At 45.3% G+C, this 17,731-nt stretch carries 19 protein-coding genes and 1 pseudogene; 16 read left to right on the top strand and 4 right to left on the bottom strand.

The features are described 5' to 3' along the window. Positions 1–297: 297 nt before the first annotated feature. The 15 genes and pseudogenes from LY387_RS09200 to LY387_RS09130 all read left to right on the top strand — a co-directional run bounded on the left by LY387_RS09200 (position 298) and on the right by LY387_RS09130 (position 13,060). A complete protein-coding gene (locus tag LY387_RS09200; protein ID WP_234493847.1) occupies positions 298–480 on the top strand; it encodes a Flp family type IVb pilin in 183 nt (60 codons plus the stop codon). Between the two features lie 66 nt (positions 481–546). Then, positions 547–729 (top strand): hypothetical protein, encoded by a 183-nt coding sequence (locus LY387_RS09195; RefSeq protein WP_234493846.1) that lies wholly within the window; start codon positions 547–549, stop codon positions 727–729. Between the two features lie 101 nt (positions 730–830). Further along, positions 831–1,334, top strand: a complete 504-nt coding sequence (locus LY387_RS09190) for an A24 family peptidase (protein ID WP_234493845.1) — start codon at positions 831–833, stop codon at positions 1,332–1,334. 11 nt (positions 1,335–1,345) lie between these two features. Beyond that, entirely contained in the window at positions 1,346–2,695 is a 1,350-nt protein-coding gene (locus LY387_RS09185) for an AAA family ATPase (protein WP_234493844.1), read from the top strand. A gap of 1 nt (position 2,696) precedes the next feature. After that, complete coding sequence (gene cpaB, locus LY387_RS09180; RefSeq protein WP_234493843.1) at positions 2,697–3,452, top strand: Flp pilus assembly protein CpaB; 756 nt, start codon at positions 2,697–2,699, stop codon at positions 3,450–3,452. 9 nt (positions 3,453–3,461) lie between these two features. Further along, positions 3,462–4,925 carry a type II and III secretion system protein family protein gene (locus LY387_RS09175; protein WP_394152181.1) on the top strand — a complete coding sequence of 488 codons (1,464 nt, stop codon included), beginning with the start codon at positions 3,462–3,464 and terminating at the stop codon, positions 4,923–4,925. A gap of 17 nt (positions 4,926–4,942) precedes the next feature. Further along, the gene (locus LY387_RS09170; RefSeq protein WP_234493842.1) at positions 4,943–5,212 is read left to right on the top strand and encodes a hypothetical protein; all 270 of its coding nucleotides are present in this window, start codon (positions 4,943–4,945) and stop codon (positions 5,210–5,212) included. A 24-nt stretch (positions 5,213–5,236) separates the two neighbouring features. Beyond that, positions 5,237–6,451, top strand: a complete 1,215-nt coding sequence (locus LY387_RS09165) for a pilus assembly protein TadG-related protein (RefSeq protein ID WP_234493841.1) — start codon at positions 5,237–5,239, stop codon at positions 6,449–6,451. 1 nt (position 6,452) lies between these two features. After that, a complete protein-coding gene (locus LY387_RS09160) occupies positions 6,453–6,884 on the top strand; it encodes a TadE/TadG family type IV pilus assembly protein (protein ID WP_234493840.1) in 432 nt (143 codons plus the stop codon). Beyond that, entirely contained in the window at positions 6,881–7,408 is a 528-nt protein-coding gene (locus LY387_RS09155) for a TadE/TadG family type IV pilus assembly protein (RefSeq protein WP_234493839.1), read from the top strand. The genes LY387_RS09160 and LY387_RS09155 overlap by 4 nt, the downstream gene beginning before the upstream one ends. 10 nt (positions 7,409–7,418) lie before the next feature. Further along, positions 7,419–8,639 carry an AAA family ATPase gene (locus LY387_RS09150; protein ID WP_234493838.1) on the top strand — a complete coding sequence of 407 codons (1,221 nt, stop codon included), beginning with the start codon at positions 7,419–7,421 and terminating at the stop codon, positions 8,637–8,639. 178 nt (positions 8,640–8,817) lie between these two features. After that, positions 8,818–10,116, top strand: a pseudogene (locus LY387_RS09145) (CpaF family protein); the annotation flags it as partial. A 9-nt stretch (positions 10,117–10,125) separates the two neighbouring features. Next, positions 10,126–11,094: a type II secretion system F family protein gene (locus tag LY387_RS09140; protein WP_234493836.1), complete on the top strand. Its 969-nt coding sequence runs from the start codon at positions 10,126–10,128 to the stop codon at positions 11,092–11,094. A gap of 3 nt (positions 11,095–11,097) precedes the next feature. Continuing rightward, positions 11,098–12,039 (top strand): type II secretion system F family protein, encoded by a 942-nt coding sequence (locus LY387_RS09135; protein WP_234493835.1) that lies wholly within the window; start codon positions 11,098–11,100, stop codon positions 12,037–12,039. Positions 12,040–12,049: 10 nt separating this feature from the next. Further along, on the top strand, positions 12,050–13,060 hold the full coding sequence (locus LY387_RS09130; RefSeq protein WP_234493834.1) for a tetratricopeptide repeat protein: 1,011 nt from the start codon (positions 12,050–12,052) through the stop codon (positions 13,058–13,060). A gap of 116 nt (positions 13,061–13,176) precedes the next feature. Here LY387_RS09130 and LY387_RS09125 read toward each other — a convergent pair whose 3' ends face one another. After that, complete coding sequence (locus LY387_RS09125) at positions 13,177–14,220, bottom strand: DUF4382 domain-containing protein (RefSeq protein ID WP_234493833.1); 1,044 nt, start codon at positions 14,218–14,220, stop codon at positions 13,177–13,179. 41 nt (positions 14,221–14,261) lie between these two features. After that, entirely contained in the window at positions 14,262–14,537 is a 276-nt protein-coding gene (locus LY387_RS09120; RefSeq protein WP_234493832.1) for a CG2 omega domain protein, read from the bottom strand. Positions 14,538–14,851: 314 nt separating this feature from the next. On the opposite strand from LY387_RS09120, the gene LY387_RS09115 reads away from it, so the two are divergent. Beyond that, positions 14,852–15,901 carry a DUF4382 domain-containing protein gene (locus LY387_RS09115; RefSeq protein WP_234493831.1) on the top strand — a complete coding sequence of 350 codons (1,050 nt, stop codon included), beginning with the start codon at positions 14,852–14,854 and terminating at the stop codon, positions 15,899–15,901. A 96-nt stretch (positions 15,902–15,997) separates the two neighbouring features. On the opposite strand, the gene cobA is transcribed toward LY387_RS09115, so the two are convergent. Further along, the gene (gene cobA, locus LY387_RS09110) at positions 15,998–16,750 is read right to left on the bottom strand and encodes a uroporphyrinogen-III C-methyltransferase (RefSeq protein WP_234493830.1); all 753 of its coding nucleotides are present in this window, start codon (positions 16,748–16,750) and stop codon (positions 15,998–16,000) included. Between the two features lie 112 nt (positions 16,751–16,862). Then, on the bottom strand, positions 16,863–17,720 hold the full coding sequence (locus LY387_RS09105) for a formate/nitrite transporter family protein (RefSeq protein ID WP_234496088.1): 858 nt from the start codon (positions 17,718–17,720) through the stop codon (positions 16,863–16,865). Positions 17,721–17,731 lie beyond the last annotated feature (11 nt).

Raw genomic sequence — 17,731 nt, 5'->3', positions numbered from 1 at the left:
GCTTTCATACTTGTTTTTAAGAACAGTTGGAATACGGTTAGTTTGTTAGCACATCAAAAATATCCTACTTATTATTATGAGAAAGACATTATTACTAAGCCTAAACCGAGTAAAATGTGTACATAGCTAATCCTAAAGTTTAGATGCGGTTAAACTATCGTAGATAAAATGTGATTATTTTAATTGGATTGCATGTTAAAACTTTACATAAATAAAGCAAAATACTCCTAACATTTAATTATCTCATCATCTAATTTGAAAGGGCGTTAAGCAAAGACATATGTAAAGGAGAGTATCATGTCATCATTAAAAAACTTATTTAAGGACTTTATGTCAGACGAGGAAGGGCTAACGCTCATCGAATATTTATTAGGTGCCGCGCTTATTATCTTGGCTTTCGCAGCCGCATCGCCATGGACTGCGTTGAAAACAGCACTTGATAACGTTATTGCTGATGCAGAGTCTGGTGGTTCTTCATAACCGCAATAGAATCTACGCCTAGTTAATTAAGCTATGTAATAGCGACGAGGATATAGGGAGGTAACCATGTCGTCACTCATTAGTTTCGTCAAGAACTTTGTTCAAGATGAAGAGGGACTTACTCTAATCGAGTATTTGCTAGGAGCAGCGTTAATCATTTTAGCGATGGCAGCAGCGTCTCCTTGGGCCACATTAAAAACTGCGATAGACAATGTTGTTGCGGACGCAGAATCGGGCGGCTCATCTTAAAGGGCAACTGTTAAAACTACAATGATTACCTCAACGGTTGGTAATTATTTGTATACGTTAGGTGGGGCTTGGCCCCACCCTTACCACATGGAGGGTAGGCAATGTATATTGGAATATGGACTGTTCTTTTTATTATTGTCGTCTTTGATGCCAGGGAAAACAGGATCCCAAACAAACTCGTCGGTCTCCTAACGGTCGTGATTATTGCTCACCTATACAGCTTCTATGGAAGCGTCCTAAGCATTCCTCCTGACCATTTAATTGGGGGTTTAGTAGGATTCTCAGTGTGTTTTGCACTCTATCTGGGTGGCCTCGTAGGCGCTGGCGACGTCAAGCTTATAGGGTCTATAAGCCTATTAATTGGTCTTGATGATTTACTCCCGTACGGTGCCGCCGTCATCGTAATAGGTGGAATCCAAAGCACATTCTATTTGGCGCAGAAACTTGCTATGTCACAAGTAAGTCTTGGGCAACACATGCGCCAATACGTCACACACAACATCTATGGAAGATTAACCAAAGCGCCAGTGGATGCTATTGAGATGCGAATTCCGTTTGCTCCGGCAATTGTTGCTGCGGTCGCCTTGTATCCGATCATGAGCTAGGGGATAAAATAATGAATGCCATTACGTCTGCAGAAAACAAACCTCAGCTGAGTCCCCAAATGGATCCGCCCTCAGTTCCTACGTCGTTAGGTGAGTTGGGTATTCCACAAGTTGTGTTAGAAAATCTATTGTTGAAACACCTCTCTCATGAAACCAAGGTGGACTTGCTTGGTCTGTCGCAACTCATGGGGATGAGCACACAGCTCGTGCAAGAGTTGCTCAATATTCTTAGAAAACGGTCGCTGATAGAAGTATATCAACCTCACACAGAAGGGTACGCACAGGCAGAAAAGCTATCCACTAGCCATATCTTATATGGCCTGTCGGGACAAGGTTTACAAGAAGCCGAACTCGCCTTTCTCAAAGATGCCTACATAGGCCCTGCACCAGTTTCTCTATCAGACTATAACCACGTAGTAACAATGCAGGATATTCGGCGAAACAATATCTCATACAACAATGTGGTGCATGCGTTAAGTGGTGTTTACGGTTCGGAGTATATGGTGCCTGTACTAGGGCCTGCACTTAACTCTGGCCGTGCTTTGCTTCTATACGGTAACTCAGGTACCGGTAAGAGCTATGTCGCCGCACAGCTGTTAAATGCGTTTGATACCTCTGTCTACATTCCTTATTCAGTGTATGCATCAGGTAGTGTCATCAAGGTATTTTCTGAGCTCCATCATACGAGATTGGACAATAACTCTAGCGCACAAACAATCAGTTTTAGTGAGCAATATGATCGACGTTGGGCCCTTTGTGAACGCCCCAACATTCAAGTTGGCGGTGAGCTCACAATGGACATGCTCGAAATTAACCATTCTGAGAGTAACCGAGTATGGATGGCGCCATTGCAGATGCTAGCGAACAATGGCTTGTTGATCATTGATGATTTGGGTAGGCAAACTATTCCGGTTGATACTTTGCTTAATCGTTGGATCGTACCGATGGAATATAACGTGGATTATTTGGTACTTCCTAACGGGCAACAGTTCTCCATACCATTTGTACTTACACTTGCTTTCTCTACCAACCTCAGTCCACTCGAGATAGCGGATCCCGCTTTCCTCAGACGCCTGGGTTATAAAATCGAGTTTCAACCTCTGATTGAGGATACCTATCTAGAGCTCTTCGCTTCTCTTATAGAAAATTACGAGTTATCGATGAGTTCACTCACCACTGAACATCTTTTATTGCTTCACAGGCAGTTCAAAGTGCCTTTTTATCCTTGCATTCCCAAGGACATCGTCGGGATATGTAAGGACATTATCAAGTTTGAAGGGAGAGACTCTGAAGTCACAGCAAACGTCTTAGAGGCTTCTTGGAGACTATACTTTACTTCCGATGGATTGGAGGGAATATAAAATGAGTCGTACGCAAGTATTTTTCTTAATGATGTTTTCGTTGGCATTGGGGCTCGCTGCAGTTTTCTTTGCTAAAAAATGGATGGATGATCAGGTTCAACCGGAAGTCGTGACCGAGGTCGTTGAGCGCGAGCCTGTTGTGTTTGTCGAACAGGACATACCTGCAGGAACTATCATCGAAGCCAAACACCTATCAATTAAGTTGTTAGAGAAAGACTGGAAGAATGACGAACATCATTTTGTCGCTCTCGAAGACGTGACAGGCAAGGTTGCCAACTCACCTTTGTATCAGGGTGAAATTCTACACAACTATAGGATCGCTTTACCCGGAGAAGGCTCTACCTTGGCGTCGGTGATTTCAGAAGACAAGAGAGCAATCACAATTCGCGTTAATGATGTCATCGGTGTGGCGGGCTTTCTATTGCCGGGCAACAAAGTTGATGTCATGAATACGGTAAAGCGGGGCAAGACTAGAGCCAGCACGACGACTGTTCTCAAAAATATCAAGGTTCTCGCAGTAGACCAGACGGCAAGAACCAATGATAACAAGCCCGTCATTGTTCGTGCTGTAACCCTCGAAGTGACACCTAAAGAAGCCGAAAAGTTACTCACTGCGAAAAGTAGCGGAGAGATCCAGCTCGCACTTCGCAATCCACAACAAAAAGATAAACCTGTAGCTAAGACGCGTTATGTCGCCCCTCCTAGTGTCACTATTATTAAAGGGACGCAGTCTTCAAATATAAGAGTTAGAGACTAAGGAGATATTATGAAAAGGATTTTCCTCCTCCTCGCGGCCATTGCAATGGCTTTGAACCTTCAAGCGGCTACCCAGAGTGGTAAATACGTCAAGGTTCCGCACCACAAATCTAAAAATGTCATTCTCGCAGGTAAGGCTAAGCGAGTATCTCTGGGGGACCCAGAAGTTTTAGATATTGTTATGCTTCGTTCCAACGAGGTATTCCTTATTGGTAAAAAACTTGGCTCGACCAACCTTATGGCATGGGATAGTCGAGGTAGATTGATTGAATCTATTGACGTAGAAGTGACACATGATCTCAATGGTGTGAAATCCAAGTTGTACGAGTTCCTACCGAACGAAACGATAGAGGTACACAGCTCGCAAGAGAAGTTAATCCTTAGTGGTCAAGTCAGCAGTCAGGAAGTGATGAATCGTGCTGTTAAGGTCGCGGAGACATTCACAGCTGGTGAAGCAGCAGACGCTGGGACTTCTTCTTCTGACGAGGTTGTAGATAAAACTAATGTTATCAACCTAATGTCAATTGGTGGTGCTCAACAAGTCATGTTGGAAGTGACCGTGGCAGAGGTACAACGTAGCCTGGTTAGAAGGTTCGATTCTGACTTCCACTTTTTTAACCAGAACGGCAACTTTGGTTGGGGAGCGACTAGTGGAGGTGCAATTATCGATGACGTTGGCGGCGGCATAGGTCCAATTTTCGGTACGCCTGCCATCGATGAAACAGGGCTGCTGGCCACCTTCCTAGACGGCAATACCCTGTTTACTCTAGCGCTTGATATAGCGAAAGAGAATGGTGTCGCGAAGGTCCTTGCAGAGCCGAACTTGACCGCACTTAGTGGCTCCAAAGCGGAATTTTTGGCGGGGGGAGAGTTTCCAATTCCGGTGCCAAATAGAGACGGTATTACCGTAGAGTACAAAGAGTACGGTGTTGGTCTCAAATTTGTGCCCACTATCCTTACCGACCAGAAGATCAATTTGGTGTTGTCTGTTGATGTCAGTGAAATCGCAAACTCTGGTTCACTTACGCTGGATCCAATAGAAACGAATGCGACTTACGTTATACCACCAATTACCAAGCGAACCGCAGCTTCGACTCTTGAACTTGCTGATGGTCAGACTATTGGTATTGCCGGGTTACTCAGCGAGAACGTTAGAGATGTCTCCTCAAAACTACCTGGCGTGGGTGATATTCCGGTCTTAGGACAACTATTCAATAGCCAAGAGTTTATCTCTGGTGAGACTGAGCTTGTTATTCTTGTTACCCCTCGTTTGGCTCGTCCGATTGATCGAAGCCAAGTGGTGTTGCCAACAGACGCGTTCGTCAAGCCTAATGACTGGGAATACTATCTGCTAGGCCAAGGGTCTTACATTGCAGAAATGGACCCTGCTAGTACTGCTTACCAGCCAGCAACACCTCAAGAAGTACCTTCTACTCAAGGTGGTTCAGAAGGAACATTTGGACACGATCTATAAGGGAATGGGAGAAGAACATGAGACTACTTACATTACTGTGCTGTGGTTTGGTGATGGTTGGATGCGCCAATAACGCGCCACTGGGCTATTCAGTGGCGAAAGTTAGACACGCGCAAACCTATGATCTTGGCGCGACAGAGCGCAACAAAAACGTGCTTCCAACAGGCACAGGGGCTCGTATGCAGGTTGCCTATGATGCTTATGTTGATCAATCTGCCTACGATGGCGAAGCTGAGAAAGTTCTTGGTAAAGAGCTAGTTCAAGAAAGACGTACTTCTAACGATTAACGATTGTTAGTGGGGAGGTGTAGCATGGTTAAACAACGTAAAAGCCAAAGATCAATGGGGAAACAGAAAGGACTAACACTGATACTAATCACAATGGTATTAGTAGTGTTTTTGGTCTTCGCTGCATTTGCCGTAGATGTTAACCATGCGCTCCTCAGTAAGACTCGGCTGCAAAACGGTGTAGATGCAGCGGCATTGGCAGCAGCAGTAAAGGTTAGCGCTGGTGAAACTGATGCGACTGCCCAAGCGACGGCAATCCAGACGATCAGCACGATGTACACGGCATCTGGTAATACAGAGATATCAGTCCCAAGCGGTTCAATCAATGTGCAGTTTTCAAATGACCCTCAAGACTTCAGCGGCTCTTACAACGAAGCCTTGGACACCTATGTGCGGGTTTCTGTGTCAAATGTCCCGCTTAACTCTTACTTCCTTGGATATTTTGGTTTTGACAAGGCTGGAGCAGCGTCTGCGGTAGCTGGACCAAGTTCAACAATTATATATGCCTGTAACGTCGTTCCGATGGCAGTCTGTGCAGATACCACTAGTGGAGCAAATGACTTTCTCGGTTACGAGTTTCAAACTGTATATGAACTCAAAGTAGCTGATAAAAATGCGACTGAAATGGGACCAGGCAACTTCCAGTTGCTAGATTTTGGTACCGGTGGTGCTGATGTGAGGCAATATCTTGCAGGTGGGTTCGCAGGTTGTGTGGATATCACCAGTACGGTGACAACAAAACCCGGAGCAAGTATCGGCCCGGTTGGTCAAGGACTTAATACACGCTTTGGAGACTACTCTGGTGGTGGGGTCTCTTCTTCGGAGTATCCACCTGACATTTATGTAAAAGAACCAACCACGTTGGCATCATCTGATGGCGAGGGAAATGTTGTTTACGATAATTCATGGAACTATGCAGACTATGAGACGGAATCAGTAGCGTGTACCGGCACCGCCAGTGGCGACTGTACGTCCGGTGAGGGTGGTCGACGCATATTGCCGGTTCCAATGGTGGACTGTGATGGTGCATCTGGAGGTACGACCGAACTACCATTGACAGCTGTGGGATGTTTTTTCCTTCTACAAAAAGCCCCTGATAACAATGGTGCCAAAGATGGTGTGTATGGCGAGTTTATTGAAGATTGCACCATTACGAATGGCACAACTGGAGTAAACCCGAGTACCGAGGGCGTGTTCAAGATCCAACTCTATAGAGATCCTTTGAGTGGGGAGTCTTAATATGAACAAGTCAAGAAAGCAGCAGAAAGGGTTGGCTGCAGTAGAATTTGCCCTTATTTCTCCGCTGATTATCGTGTTTATGGCCCTCTATATCGAGGTCGGTAGCATGTTTATTGACTATCAAACGCTCAATAAGGCCGTTCGCAATGGTGCGCGCTACGCCGTGACTAGTATCTATGGCACGGCGACAACTCAGCAAATAGCCCCTGTGGCCGAGATCCAAAATATGGTTGTGTATGGTCGCAATCCAGCAGTCGGTAATGCTCTGCTTCCTGGTCTAGCGGTAGACAGTGTGACGGTAAGTCATGTTAGTGACGTTGTGACGGTTACGGCAAATTACAACTACCAACCTTATTTCGCAACGCTCCCATTTGTTGGCGTCGATATGAGTGTGAACTTCTCGGCCTCTGCTGTTATGGAGACGGGACTATGAAGAAGCTATCCAAAAATGGCCAGAAAGGTATCACAATCATAGAGTTTACTATGATTTTGCTCGGTGCTCTTATCATGATGTTTGCGGCATTTGAGTTTGGACGGTACATCTTTTCGATGCAGATGCTAAACGAAATGTCTCGGAAAGCAGCACGTTTGGCTGTGGTCTGTTCGATATCTGACAGAGATGATATCGCTGATCTTCCTGAGGTAACAGAGAACCGCCCTGTAGGATTTGTGGCCAGTAATTTATCGATAGAGTACGTCGACAATACCGGTGCAACCGTTAACGTCGACAACTTTTCAACCCTATCAGAAGATGATCAAAACTTTATTTTGTCTCAAGTTCGATTCGTTAGGGCAGAAATCACTAATTACCAGTTTCAGTTTTTCCCATTATTGTCTTTTATTGGTAATGCAGGGGCGATTAACACGCCGAGCTTCCCGACGATATTACCAATAGAAAGCTTGGGGATAGTTAGACCAAATGCCGGATCTGTGAATGGAACCATTGAAGACTGCTAGGGAGAGCAAAATGGGTGAACCAGTACCAATCAATCGCGATAATCTAGAAAGCGTACAGTACTCACTTCGTACTAACCTGCACGTATGGATATTTAATGTTACCGATGAATTTCGACGTCACATTACAAACGAGTTAAGTAAAAGTATTAATACTGTCGTCGAGACCATGAGTTTAAATCTAGTCAGTGAGGAGTCTTTGAGTCCTTTGCATGCCCCGGATGTTATTTTTGTAGAGGCTAAACAGGGTTGGGCAGCAAAAGTCGCAGAGATTCAGAATTACAGCCTACCATTTGGTGAGATTGATACCTCGCTTATTGCATTTGGTGATGAGCAAGATAGCAGCGCATTGAGGACAGCGCTCAGAGTGGGCGCATCTGACTATCTCAGTGAACGATGCACCATGAGCGATTTGCTACCTTTGCTCAAGCAAATGGCCGATCAAAAAATAGTAAGCCGTCAGATGGGAGAGTTGTTCCTGTTTGTCAATGCAAAAGGGGGCAACGGAGCTTCGACAATTGCTATGAATGTGGCGATTGAGCTCGCAGAGAACAACCCAGGAGACGTGCTCCTCATTGATATCGACACCCAGTTCGGCCTGATGTCAGAGTATCTAGATCTAGCTCCGAAGTACGGAATGTTAGACGCTATCGATATTCTTTCAGAACTCGATGAGTCTTCATTGAATAGCCTTGTGACGGTTTATGACGGGAAACTTCATACTATAGGCTTTGCCAATGGCCAAGGTGAAGCTGCAATGAGCAAGATTGACCAAATACAGAAAATTGTCCCAATGTTCCGACAATTCTATAAATACATCATTATCGATTATTCACGTGGGATTGAGCCAACTTTTGCTAATTTGGTGACACCAGCGACACGAATCTTTTTGGTGCTTCAACAGAACTACATGTCACTCAAGAACGCCAACAATTTGGTTAAATCTCTTAAGTTCGAGTTTGGTCATAGTGAAGAATCAATAGAGCTCATCGTGAACCGTTACGAGAAGAGCCAATCGATAACTGTCAAAGACATCGAGAATACGATTCCTAAAGTAGACATTCAGATGATTCCGAATGACTACAAGGTTGCAAACGAAAGCGCCAACTTAGGTAAACCGGTGATCAACTTCAAAAAACGCAGTGCGATCAGTAAAGCGCTTCAAAAGTTTTCTGGCTCGTTGCAACCGGAAGATGAGAGTAAAAAAGGGTGGTTGTCTAAGCTATTTAAATAGGGAACCTAAGGAAGGGTAGACCATGCTATTTCGTAGAAAAAACATTAATCCAGATTTTGAAAAACGTGCCAACACGTCAGATCAAACTAACTTTGATGTCGAGCCTGTTGAGCAAGATGAACAAATCGTTGAGACCAATGATGACCTGGTCATGGAAGAGCAAGTTGTCAAACAGCGAGCGGTAGCGGAAGCGCGAAAACAGCTCGAACAAGACTTAGAAGTAAAACACTACTTCCACAAAAAGCTCCTCGAGACGTTGGATCTTGGCTTATTGTCTAGCCTTGACGAAGATACCGCCAAAAAAGAACTGCATCTCGCCGTCCAAACCTTAATGAATGACGATAATGAGCACCCTTTAAGTCATGAAGGGCGCAAGCGTGTTCTTGGTCAAATTGAAGACGAGGTGTTCGGATTAGGGCCTCTTGAGCCATTGCTAAAAGATACATCTGTGTCCGATATTTTGGTTAACGGCAGCAAGAATGTGTACGTGGAGCGCCGAGGTAAACTTGAGAAAACACCCTATACCTTCCTAGATGATCGCCACCTGAGAAACATCATCGATAGAATTGTTAGCCTGGTAGGGCGTCGTATTGATGAAGCCTCCCCTATGGTAGATGCGCGTCTGCAAGACGGCTCTCGTGTCAATGCTATTATTCCTCCTTTGGCCATTGATGGTCCTTCAGTGTCAATCCGTCGATTTGCTGTAGACAGACTTACCATGGATAACTTACTGGAGCTGAACTCGTTGTCACCGCAAATGGCGAAATTTATCCAAGGTGCTGTCCGCGGTGAAATGAACATCCTTATATCCGGTGGTACCGGTTCCGGTAAGACGACCACGCTGAATATATTTTCTGGGTTCATTCCTGAAGACCAACGCATTATCACCATAGAAGATTCAGCCGAACTTCAATTACAACAGCCGCATGTTATTCGTCTTGAAACGCGACCTTCCAACTTAGAGGGTAAGGGCGAAATAACCCAGAGAGAGCTCGTGAAAAATTCACTTCGTATGCGACCCGATCGAATTGTTGTTGGTGAGGTTCGTGGTAGTGAAGCCGTCGATATGCTTTCCGCAATGAATACAGGTCATGATGGCTCTCTTGCGACGATTCACGCCAACACACCGCGAGACGCGTTGAGTCGAGTAGAGAACATGTTCTCTATGGCAGGTTGGAATATTTCTACTAAGAACCTGCGTTCACAGATAGCCTCCGCTATTCATCTTGTGGTGCAAATGGAGCGACAAGAAGACGGTAAGAGACGCATGGTCAGTATCCAAGAGATCAATGGCATGGAAGGCGAAGTCATTACCATGTCTGAGATTTTTAGGTTTGAGCGTCAAGGAATGGACAAACAGGGTAACGTGATTGGTGCCTATTCGGCGACTGGCGTTGTACCTGAATGTCATGCTGGCTTGGTCAAGCGTGGAATTGACCTTCCATTTGAGCTGTTCAATGAGCTCAAAGAGGGTTAAGGAGCAATTATGAACGTTGATGCGACCCTTTTCTTCATCCTCCTGTTTGTCTCGATATTTCTGATCTCACAGGCGTTAATTTTGCCTGCTGCAGGTCAAAGGGCAAAGCACCAAGAGCTTGCAAAACGCCTCAAGAAAACTAAATCGAACATCGATAGCGAAAGTGTCAATTTGTTGAAAGAGCATTACAACAAATCTCTGTCACCACTCGATCGAAAACTGGTAGAGATGCCTTATTTCGCCAATTTGAAGAAAATGCTTGAACTTGCCGGTATCAATATGGGGCTCGGGGATATTATCGGAAGAAGCCTAATCGGTTGTTTAGTCTTGGTGGTTCTCGGACTGTTTTTCTCTGTGCCTTGGTATTTTATTGTTATCGGCTGTGCTTTGCTACTGATGGCAGTGGCCTATGTCGTCAACTGGAAGATATCAAGGCGGCTGGCAAAGTTCGAAGAACAGCTACCAGAGGCATTAGACATTATCCGTCGTATGTTGCAAGCAGGTCAGCCACTTACGCAAGCTTTCAAAGAAGTTGGCGATGAACTACCTAATCCAGCAGGAGAGGAATTCAAGAACACCTTTAACTTACTTAACTTTGGCTATGACACTAAGGTCGCTATTTTGAATATGGCAGATCGCGTTCCAACAGTGTCAATGCTTGCCTTCTCATCAGCTGTTCTGCTGCAGAAAGATACTGGTGGTAACCTTTCTGAGAACTTGCACAAGGTGTCGGAAGTACTGAGAGCGCGCTTTAAGCTGGCTAGGAAGATAAAGACACTGTCAGCAGAGAGTCGATTGTCTGCTTGGATATTGGTTTTAGCTCCGTTTGTATTGTTTGGCGGCTTAACAATAGTAAATCCAGAATATGTCGACCCCTTATACACGGATCCGCGAGGACTCAAAATCATTGGACTAGGAATGATAAGTCTGGTGTTGGGAGCGTTCTGGATTCGTAAAGTGGTGAATGTGGAGGTGTAGGTCATGGAAGAACTACTCAATAGCGTTACTGGACTAACTGACTTTAGTGCATCACGGGGACAACTTATGTTGCTTGGTGTTCTCGTTGCGGTCACCTTATCCGTGTTTTGTTTAGGGTTTGTGTTCAGCGGTTTGCGTTCAAACATAAATCGTCGGGTCGATGAGTTAAGCAACCCTGAACAAAAGAGACAGAGCAGTAAAGTAAGAGACACCCTAGAGTCTATTTCGCCGATCTACATGCCAAAGAGCGGGAAAGAGCGGGAAAATATCAGACATCAGTTGATGCATGCAGGTATGCACCACAAAAGTGCGATAGCAAACTTTTATGCCATCAAGTTGTTTTGTTTTGTAGTGGGGGCGGTGATTGCTGGTGTGATCTACCTGACAGTAGATAACTCAGCGATGGTCAACTTTTACATGGCAAGTGTTTTGTTTGTGGGCTTGTTCTTACCCAACATTATTCTTAGAAAAAAAGCGAAGGCTCGACAAAACAAGATCAGACGCGGTATCCCCGATGCACTAGACTTATTGGTGGTGTGTACAGAGTCCGGTTTGGGTTTTCTATCTGCATTAAGAAGAGTTGCCGACGAGATATACATCTCACACCCAGAGCTAGGTGATGAGCTTGAAACAATTTGCGTCAAGGTAAAAGCCGGGGTAGAGATACCTAAAGCGTTTGAGGAAATGATAGTCAGGACTGGGTTGACCGAGCTTGCGGGCCTAGTGAGTATGCTATCTCATGCCTCGCGTATTGGTGGTTCTATTTCCGATACGCTGCGAGAGTACACAGAAGATTACCGTGATAAGCGTAACCAGGCTGCAGAAGAGATAGCTGCCAAAATACCAACGAAAATGATGTTCCCGATGTTCCTATTCATATGGCCATGTTTCTTTATCGTGGCAATTGGACCATCGGTTCTAATTATACTCAAAAACTTTGAGTAAGGAGTTTGCAATGAAGGGATTCAAACTAGTCATTATCGGCTTGATGTTATTGGGTATTCAAGCTTGTACCACGACGAAGGAGCCGACATACGATACGTCACTGTATCAAGGTCGACCGATCGACACTTTGACTCAGGGACCACCTCCAGAATCTGAGGTGGAAGCTATCCAACGCGGTGATGCCGCGCTCAATGCAAGTAATGTAGATCTGGCGTTATATGAGTACATTCGATCCTTGTCGTTTAGTCCGGCAAACTATAAAGATAAGACGCTGTATACAATAGGGCAAATACACCTTTCGCGAGGGAACAATGACCTGGCCGAAAGCGCGTTCTTAATGTCTGTCGATGAGAACCCTAATAATGCCGCTGCACTTCAGCAGTTGGGAAATCTGTATACACAGTTGGGACGCACTGACGAGGGTGAAAGCTACTTTTTGCGCTCTGTGAATGCTGACCAAATCCGATTGGGTTCGAAGGCGATGATAGATTACAACAGTTTAACTGTGGCAAGTGTTGAGTCACTGCAGGTAGACTCGCAGTCTCCAGCTATTTCTTACATGGGACTGGGCATATTAGCAGATGTTGAAAACCGCTACGATATTGCTCGGGTACTTTATGACAAGGCGCTGACTGCGGCCCCAAACTCAACGAAAGCACTCATTAATATGGGATACTCCTATTACATGTCTGGAGACAACACCACAGCAGCTAGATACACACAAAAAGCACTGAAAAGGGAGCCAAACAACGAAAAGGCGCAAAATAATATGGCCCTGATTTATCTCGCTCAAGGACAGGAGAACCAAGCGCTCAACATGTTCGACCGACATATGGAGAGGCATGAAGCACTCAACAATGTAGGATACTTCTTGATGCTGAAAGGCAAACCAGAGCGTTCAATTCCGTACTTTCAGCAAGCAATTGATGCAAAACCATCATACTACAAGTTGGCCAATGACAACTTGGATCGAGCTTTAGCAGAGGTTCGTGTTAAGGAAGTTATCGTCACAAGTAACTAGGTCTTACTCGCGACGATACAAGCGGCTGAGTAAGGATGCTTGGCCGCTTTTTCTTTGTCTGGAGAATGATCAAAAAAGAGAGTGGTCACCACTCTCTTTTAATCGTTACATGCAACTCAGAATTCAACGTTGGTATCTTCGTTTACCACAACGGATACATCGGTTATTGCATCGTAAATTGTAAAGCCAGCCGCAACGGGGTCAGAATCCTCCTCACCATCATCATGCTGCGCAGTACAGGTATAGCCTAAGTTGTAGTTACCAGCATCAAGGAAACCAAACGCGAACTCATAGACATCCTGAGCGTTCTTATCACCAACGGATGCTGAGGTAATAGGTTTGACTAAGTCAGTGCCGCCAATTGGCGCCATGTTTTCTAGGGTTGTTCCACTCTCATATAGATACACCGATTGAACTGCTGCATCTGATACAGGGTCATTACAGCTAGTAAACTTGTCGGCTGTGATCGTCCCTTTAATGTTGCCGGTTTCAGCGGTGTTGATTAGGGTGATGGATGTTCTCTGGATGGTGTAATTTGGGAAAGTAGATTGGTTTTTTAGACCTCTACGCAAATCGAACTCAATGGCATAATTGTTAGTTTGCTGGTTGATAGTAAAGGACTTATTAAAAAATAGGACACCAGCGTTTGGCTCTCTCCCGACTCCCTGAGGACAGGTACCTTCGCCTTTCACAGTTAATTCTAACGTTAGGTCATCATCGCTGTCTGGATCATCTTTTATCACGTATGAAGGGTGCGTCGGATGGTCACCGTCGTTGGCAAATACACACATTTGATACTCGCCTACGTTGACAATTTCATCCTCTAAGAGAGGCATGACGTTGTCTCCTTGATAATCGAGAAGATTGACGCTAATCGGCACGGGATCTTCCCCATCGGGGATAGGGTTGCCTTCCTCGTCAACAGGATTGCCTTCGTCATCGGTGAGATAAACATCGAATACTCGCGGCGCGTCACCACCTTGAGAGAGTAGGGCTACTTTTCCGAAGGTGACGACGACTTCTTTAACGTCGTCGACGGGGGCATCTGTGACGCTCAACGTCAAAGGTGCAGTAGCGGTGCCAGATCCTGAATCGCCACCGCAGCTGGCAAGAGCCAGCGATACCAAGCCAGCAATTGCACTAATTTGTAAGGTCTTCATAACTTTAGTCCTTAGCTATTCAATGAAAAATTCCATTGAGGTTAGTCGTCGTCTTTGTCTTTGTCTTTGTTTTTCTTGTCGTGTCCTTTGCCTGGGTTGTCATCACCGTGCACACTACGGTTTTCACCTTTGCCTTTGTTTTTGTGAGAGCCTTTTGAATCAGACTCGCAATCCTCAGAGCGCAGTGTCATTACTTCCCCCTCTATCTTTCGGCAATCCTCGCTGATCTCCATTCGATCGCCTTTAATGGTGACGTCAGCGTGAGCCATGGGAAGTGAAAACAAAAGGGCAAGTGATAAGGGAAGAAGTGTTTTCATTCGAACCTACCTGTCGTTAGTAAAAGCATCATTGCAGTTGTCATCCTTTAGTTTAGTTGCGAACTAATTAACTGCTCGGAAGATGCGTCATCGCCAATTGTCGAATACCACAAATGAGACACTTTCTTTGTACCCATCACGTGTTGTTATGACTGTGGTTACATATTTTAGTGAGCATATTTGGAAGCGAGTAAGCAACTATGACGTTAAAACTAATAATTTAAATTTCCATCACTCTGCTTTGACATAGCTACTCTGAATTAATCGTTAAATTCGTCAGTAAGAAAATCACTGGCAGAATCACAGGAAAAAAAATGAAAACACGTCTAACAGCGCTTGCTGTGCTTACTTCAACGTTATTGGTCGGTTGTGGATCTGAAGAGACAACACCACCTGCAGCGACCACTGGCAAACTAAACCTAGGTGTATCTGACGCACCAGTTGATGATGCGATGGAAGTAGTTTTGGGTTTCAAAGATGTGGTACTTGTACCGATTGACCCACAAAGTGGTGTGAAAATAGGTGACCCAATTGCGCTGGACGTGAGCGGTGAAGATGAAGAGCTTCGCCAGATTGACTTGATGGAGTATCAAGGTAGCAATGCGGAGACTATCGTCAGAGATTATGAAATCCCGACGGGTCATTACGCCCTGTGCCTGTATGCAAAAGACGGCTTAACGGCTGATGACACGACCTCTTATGTGCGAAAGACTGATGGCAATCTAAAGGGACTGGTGGTTCCAAACAAAGGCAGTTGTTTAGGCTATAAGCCAGATGATAAAGACCAGGGCACGTTAGTTTTCGCAAAGCCAAGTGAATCTATTGAAATCATGGCTGGCTTTAATAGTTATATTGTTGAGTTTGATTTGCGAAAAGCGCTGACTGACCCTACGGGTAAAGAGCATATGTTGATGAACCGAAATGGTGTAGCACTCGTCAATGCTTCAGAATCAGGACACATACGCGGCAAAGTGGATACTATGCAGTATCAAGCGTGTGAAGCGGATAGTGCATCCTATAACGCGATCGGTGGCGCTGAGCCCGTCCACGCGGTTTACCTGTATGCGGGTGAGATGGATCGTACTACTATGGGAGATGTAGGTTCGGACAGCGAGCGTGTAGCACCTGTATCAGTCGCAAACGTTAACGAAAGTGTCGACCAAGACAACAATACAGTCTATGAGTACGAGTTTGGTTACGTTGGTCCAGGTAGCTATTCAATCGGCTACACCTGTACCGCTTATATTGACCAACCAGAAACAGAAGAAACTGCAGAAGATGGCTTCTTGATCTATCAACACTATGTGCCTGTTGAGGTTAAGGAAGGCGAGTTTACAGAGCAGGACATTACGCCAATTCTGTAGAGGTTGAACTATCGAGTTAGCAAAGCGGGAACACATTGTGTTCCCGCTTTAGTATGTGAACTGAGTGATTTTAGTCTTACGTGAGGGTTGATTCAGTTAAAACCACTTAAGCTTGTCATGCAGCTGAGTCACGCTACCGACAACAATTAACGCGGGGCTTTCTGCTTCACTGGCCATCTGCGGTAGTGTATTAAGTGCTCCCTGGAATACACGTTGTTCTTTACGCGTTCCATTCTCGATGACCGCACACGGCGTGTTTTCATCAAGACCATGGGTAATCAGCTTGTCAGTAATGCGACCGCTTTGTTTCAAACCCATGTAGAACACGAGCGTGTTGTTTGACTGAGCTAGTGAGCTCCACTCAATCTCACGACCATCTTTTTGCACGTGACCAGTAATAAACTGCACGCTTTGCGCGTGGTCACGGTGCGTCAGGGGAATTCCTGCATACGCTGTTGCGCCGGCAGCTGCAGTGATGCCCGGAACTACCTCAAAGTTGATACCGTTTTCTGCCAGTGTTTCTAGCTCTTCGCCACCACGGCCAAAGATAAAAGAATCGCCACCCTTAAGGCGAACCACTTTATGGCCTTCTTTGGCTTTCTCTACCAAGATCTGGTTGATCTGATCTTGTGGAACGCAGTGATAGTCGAGCTTCTTACCCACATAGATCATCTCTGCATCAGGTTTTGCCAGCGAAAGGATATCTTTGGATACGAGTCTATCGAAAACGACTACATCCGCAGACTGAATCACGCGATATCCTTTCACTGTCAAAAGATCAGGGTCTCCAGGCCCCGCACCGACTAATGAAACAAAGCCGGCATTTAAAGATGTGTGATTAGTGGTCATAAGCTACGCCTATCAAATCAAAATTTGGATATAAAGAGTAGCACTCGACAGTACGACTTTTTATAGCCAAAGAGGCATAAGACCTCACCTTAAAGGTAAGGTCTTACTAATATTACTTCGCGCTTAGAGCTGGTTCAGCTTGCACTTGTTCTTCTGTTTCAGCAGAGATTGAAGGTGCAGTTTTAGCGTGAGTTAGGTAAAGCGGGATACAAGTCATGATTAGACCGCCAACGATGTTACCTAGGATGGTAGGGATAAGGTTGAAGTTCAACCATGTCATTACACCGAAGTCCGCACCTAGAATCATACCTAGTGGGAATAGGAACATGTTTACGACTGTGTGCTCGAATACTAGAGCGAAGAAGATGAAGATTGGGAACCACATCATAGCCACACGACCAGCAACTGTGCGCGCTGTCATGTTGCCGATTACACCTAAACAAACCATTAGGTTACAGAAGATGCCGCGAACGAAACAGGTGATCCATCCGTCCATACCCATGTTCTCAAAGCCAAGGCTACGAGCGGTAGATACGGCAATGAATTTCTGCGCTACCGCGTTTAGCTCAAGAGAGAAGTTACCAGTTAGTGATACAGCCACTAGGTAAGCAACAATTAGAGAACCGATAAGGTTACCAAGGCCAACTAGACCCCAGCAGCGGAAGATACGACCCCAAGTGATACCAGGACGGTTTTCAAATTTTGCTAGTGGAGCAAGACCGAAAACACCCGTTACTAGGTCATAACCCATCACACTCAGAATAACGAAACCAACAGGGAACACGAGTGCGCCAACAACACCCATACCTGTTTGTACGATAGTCGTGATAGCTACCACAACCGCCAGTGACAGAATCACACCTGCCATCGTTCCGCGTAGTAGTAGATCGCGAGTGCTGGTTTTGGTTTTCGCTTCACCAACGTCGATCATAGTTTGCACGAATTGTGCTGGTTTAAAATCAGTAGACATCATGTCTCTCC

Origin of the sequence: Vibrio maritimus, from assembly GCF_021441885.1 — a bacterium.
Classification (GTDB): domain Bacteria; phylum Pseudomonadota; class Gammaproteobacteria; order Enterobacterales; family Vibrionaceae; genus Vibrio; species Vibrio maritimus_B.
This window is presented reverse-complemented; position numbering and strand designations above follow the sequence as displayed.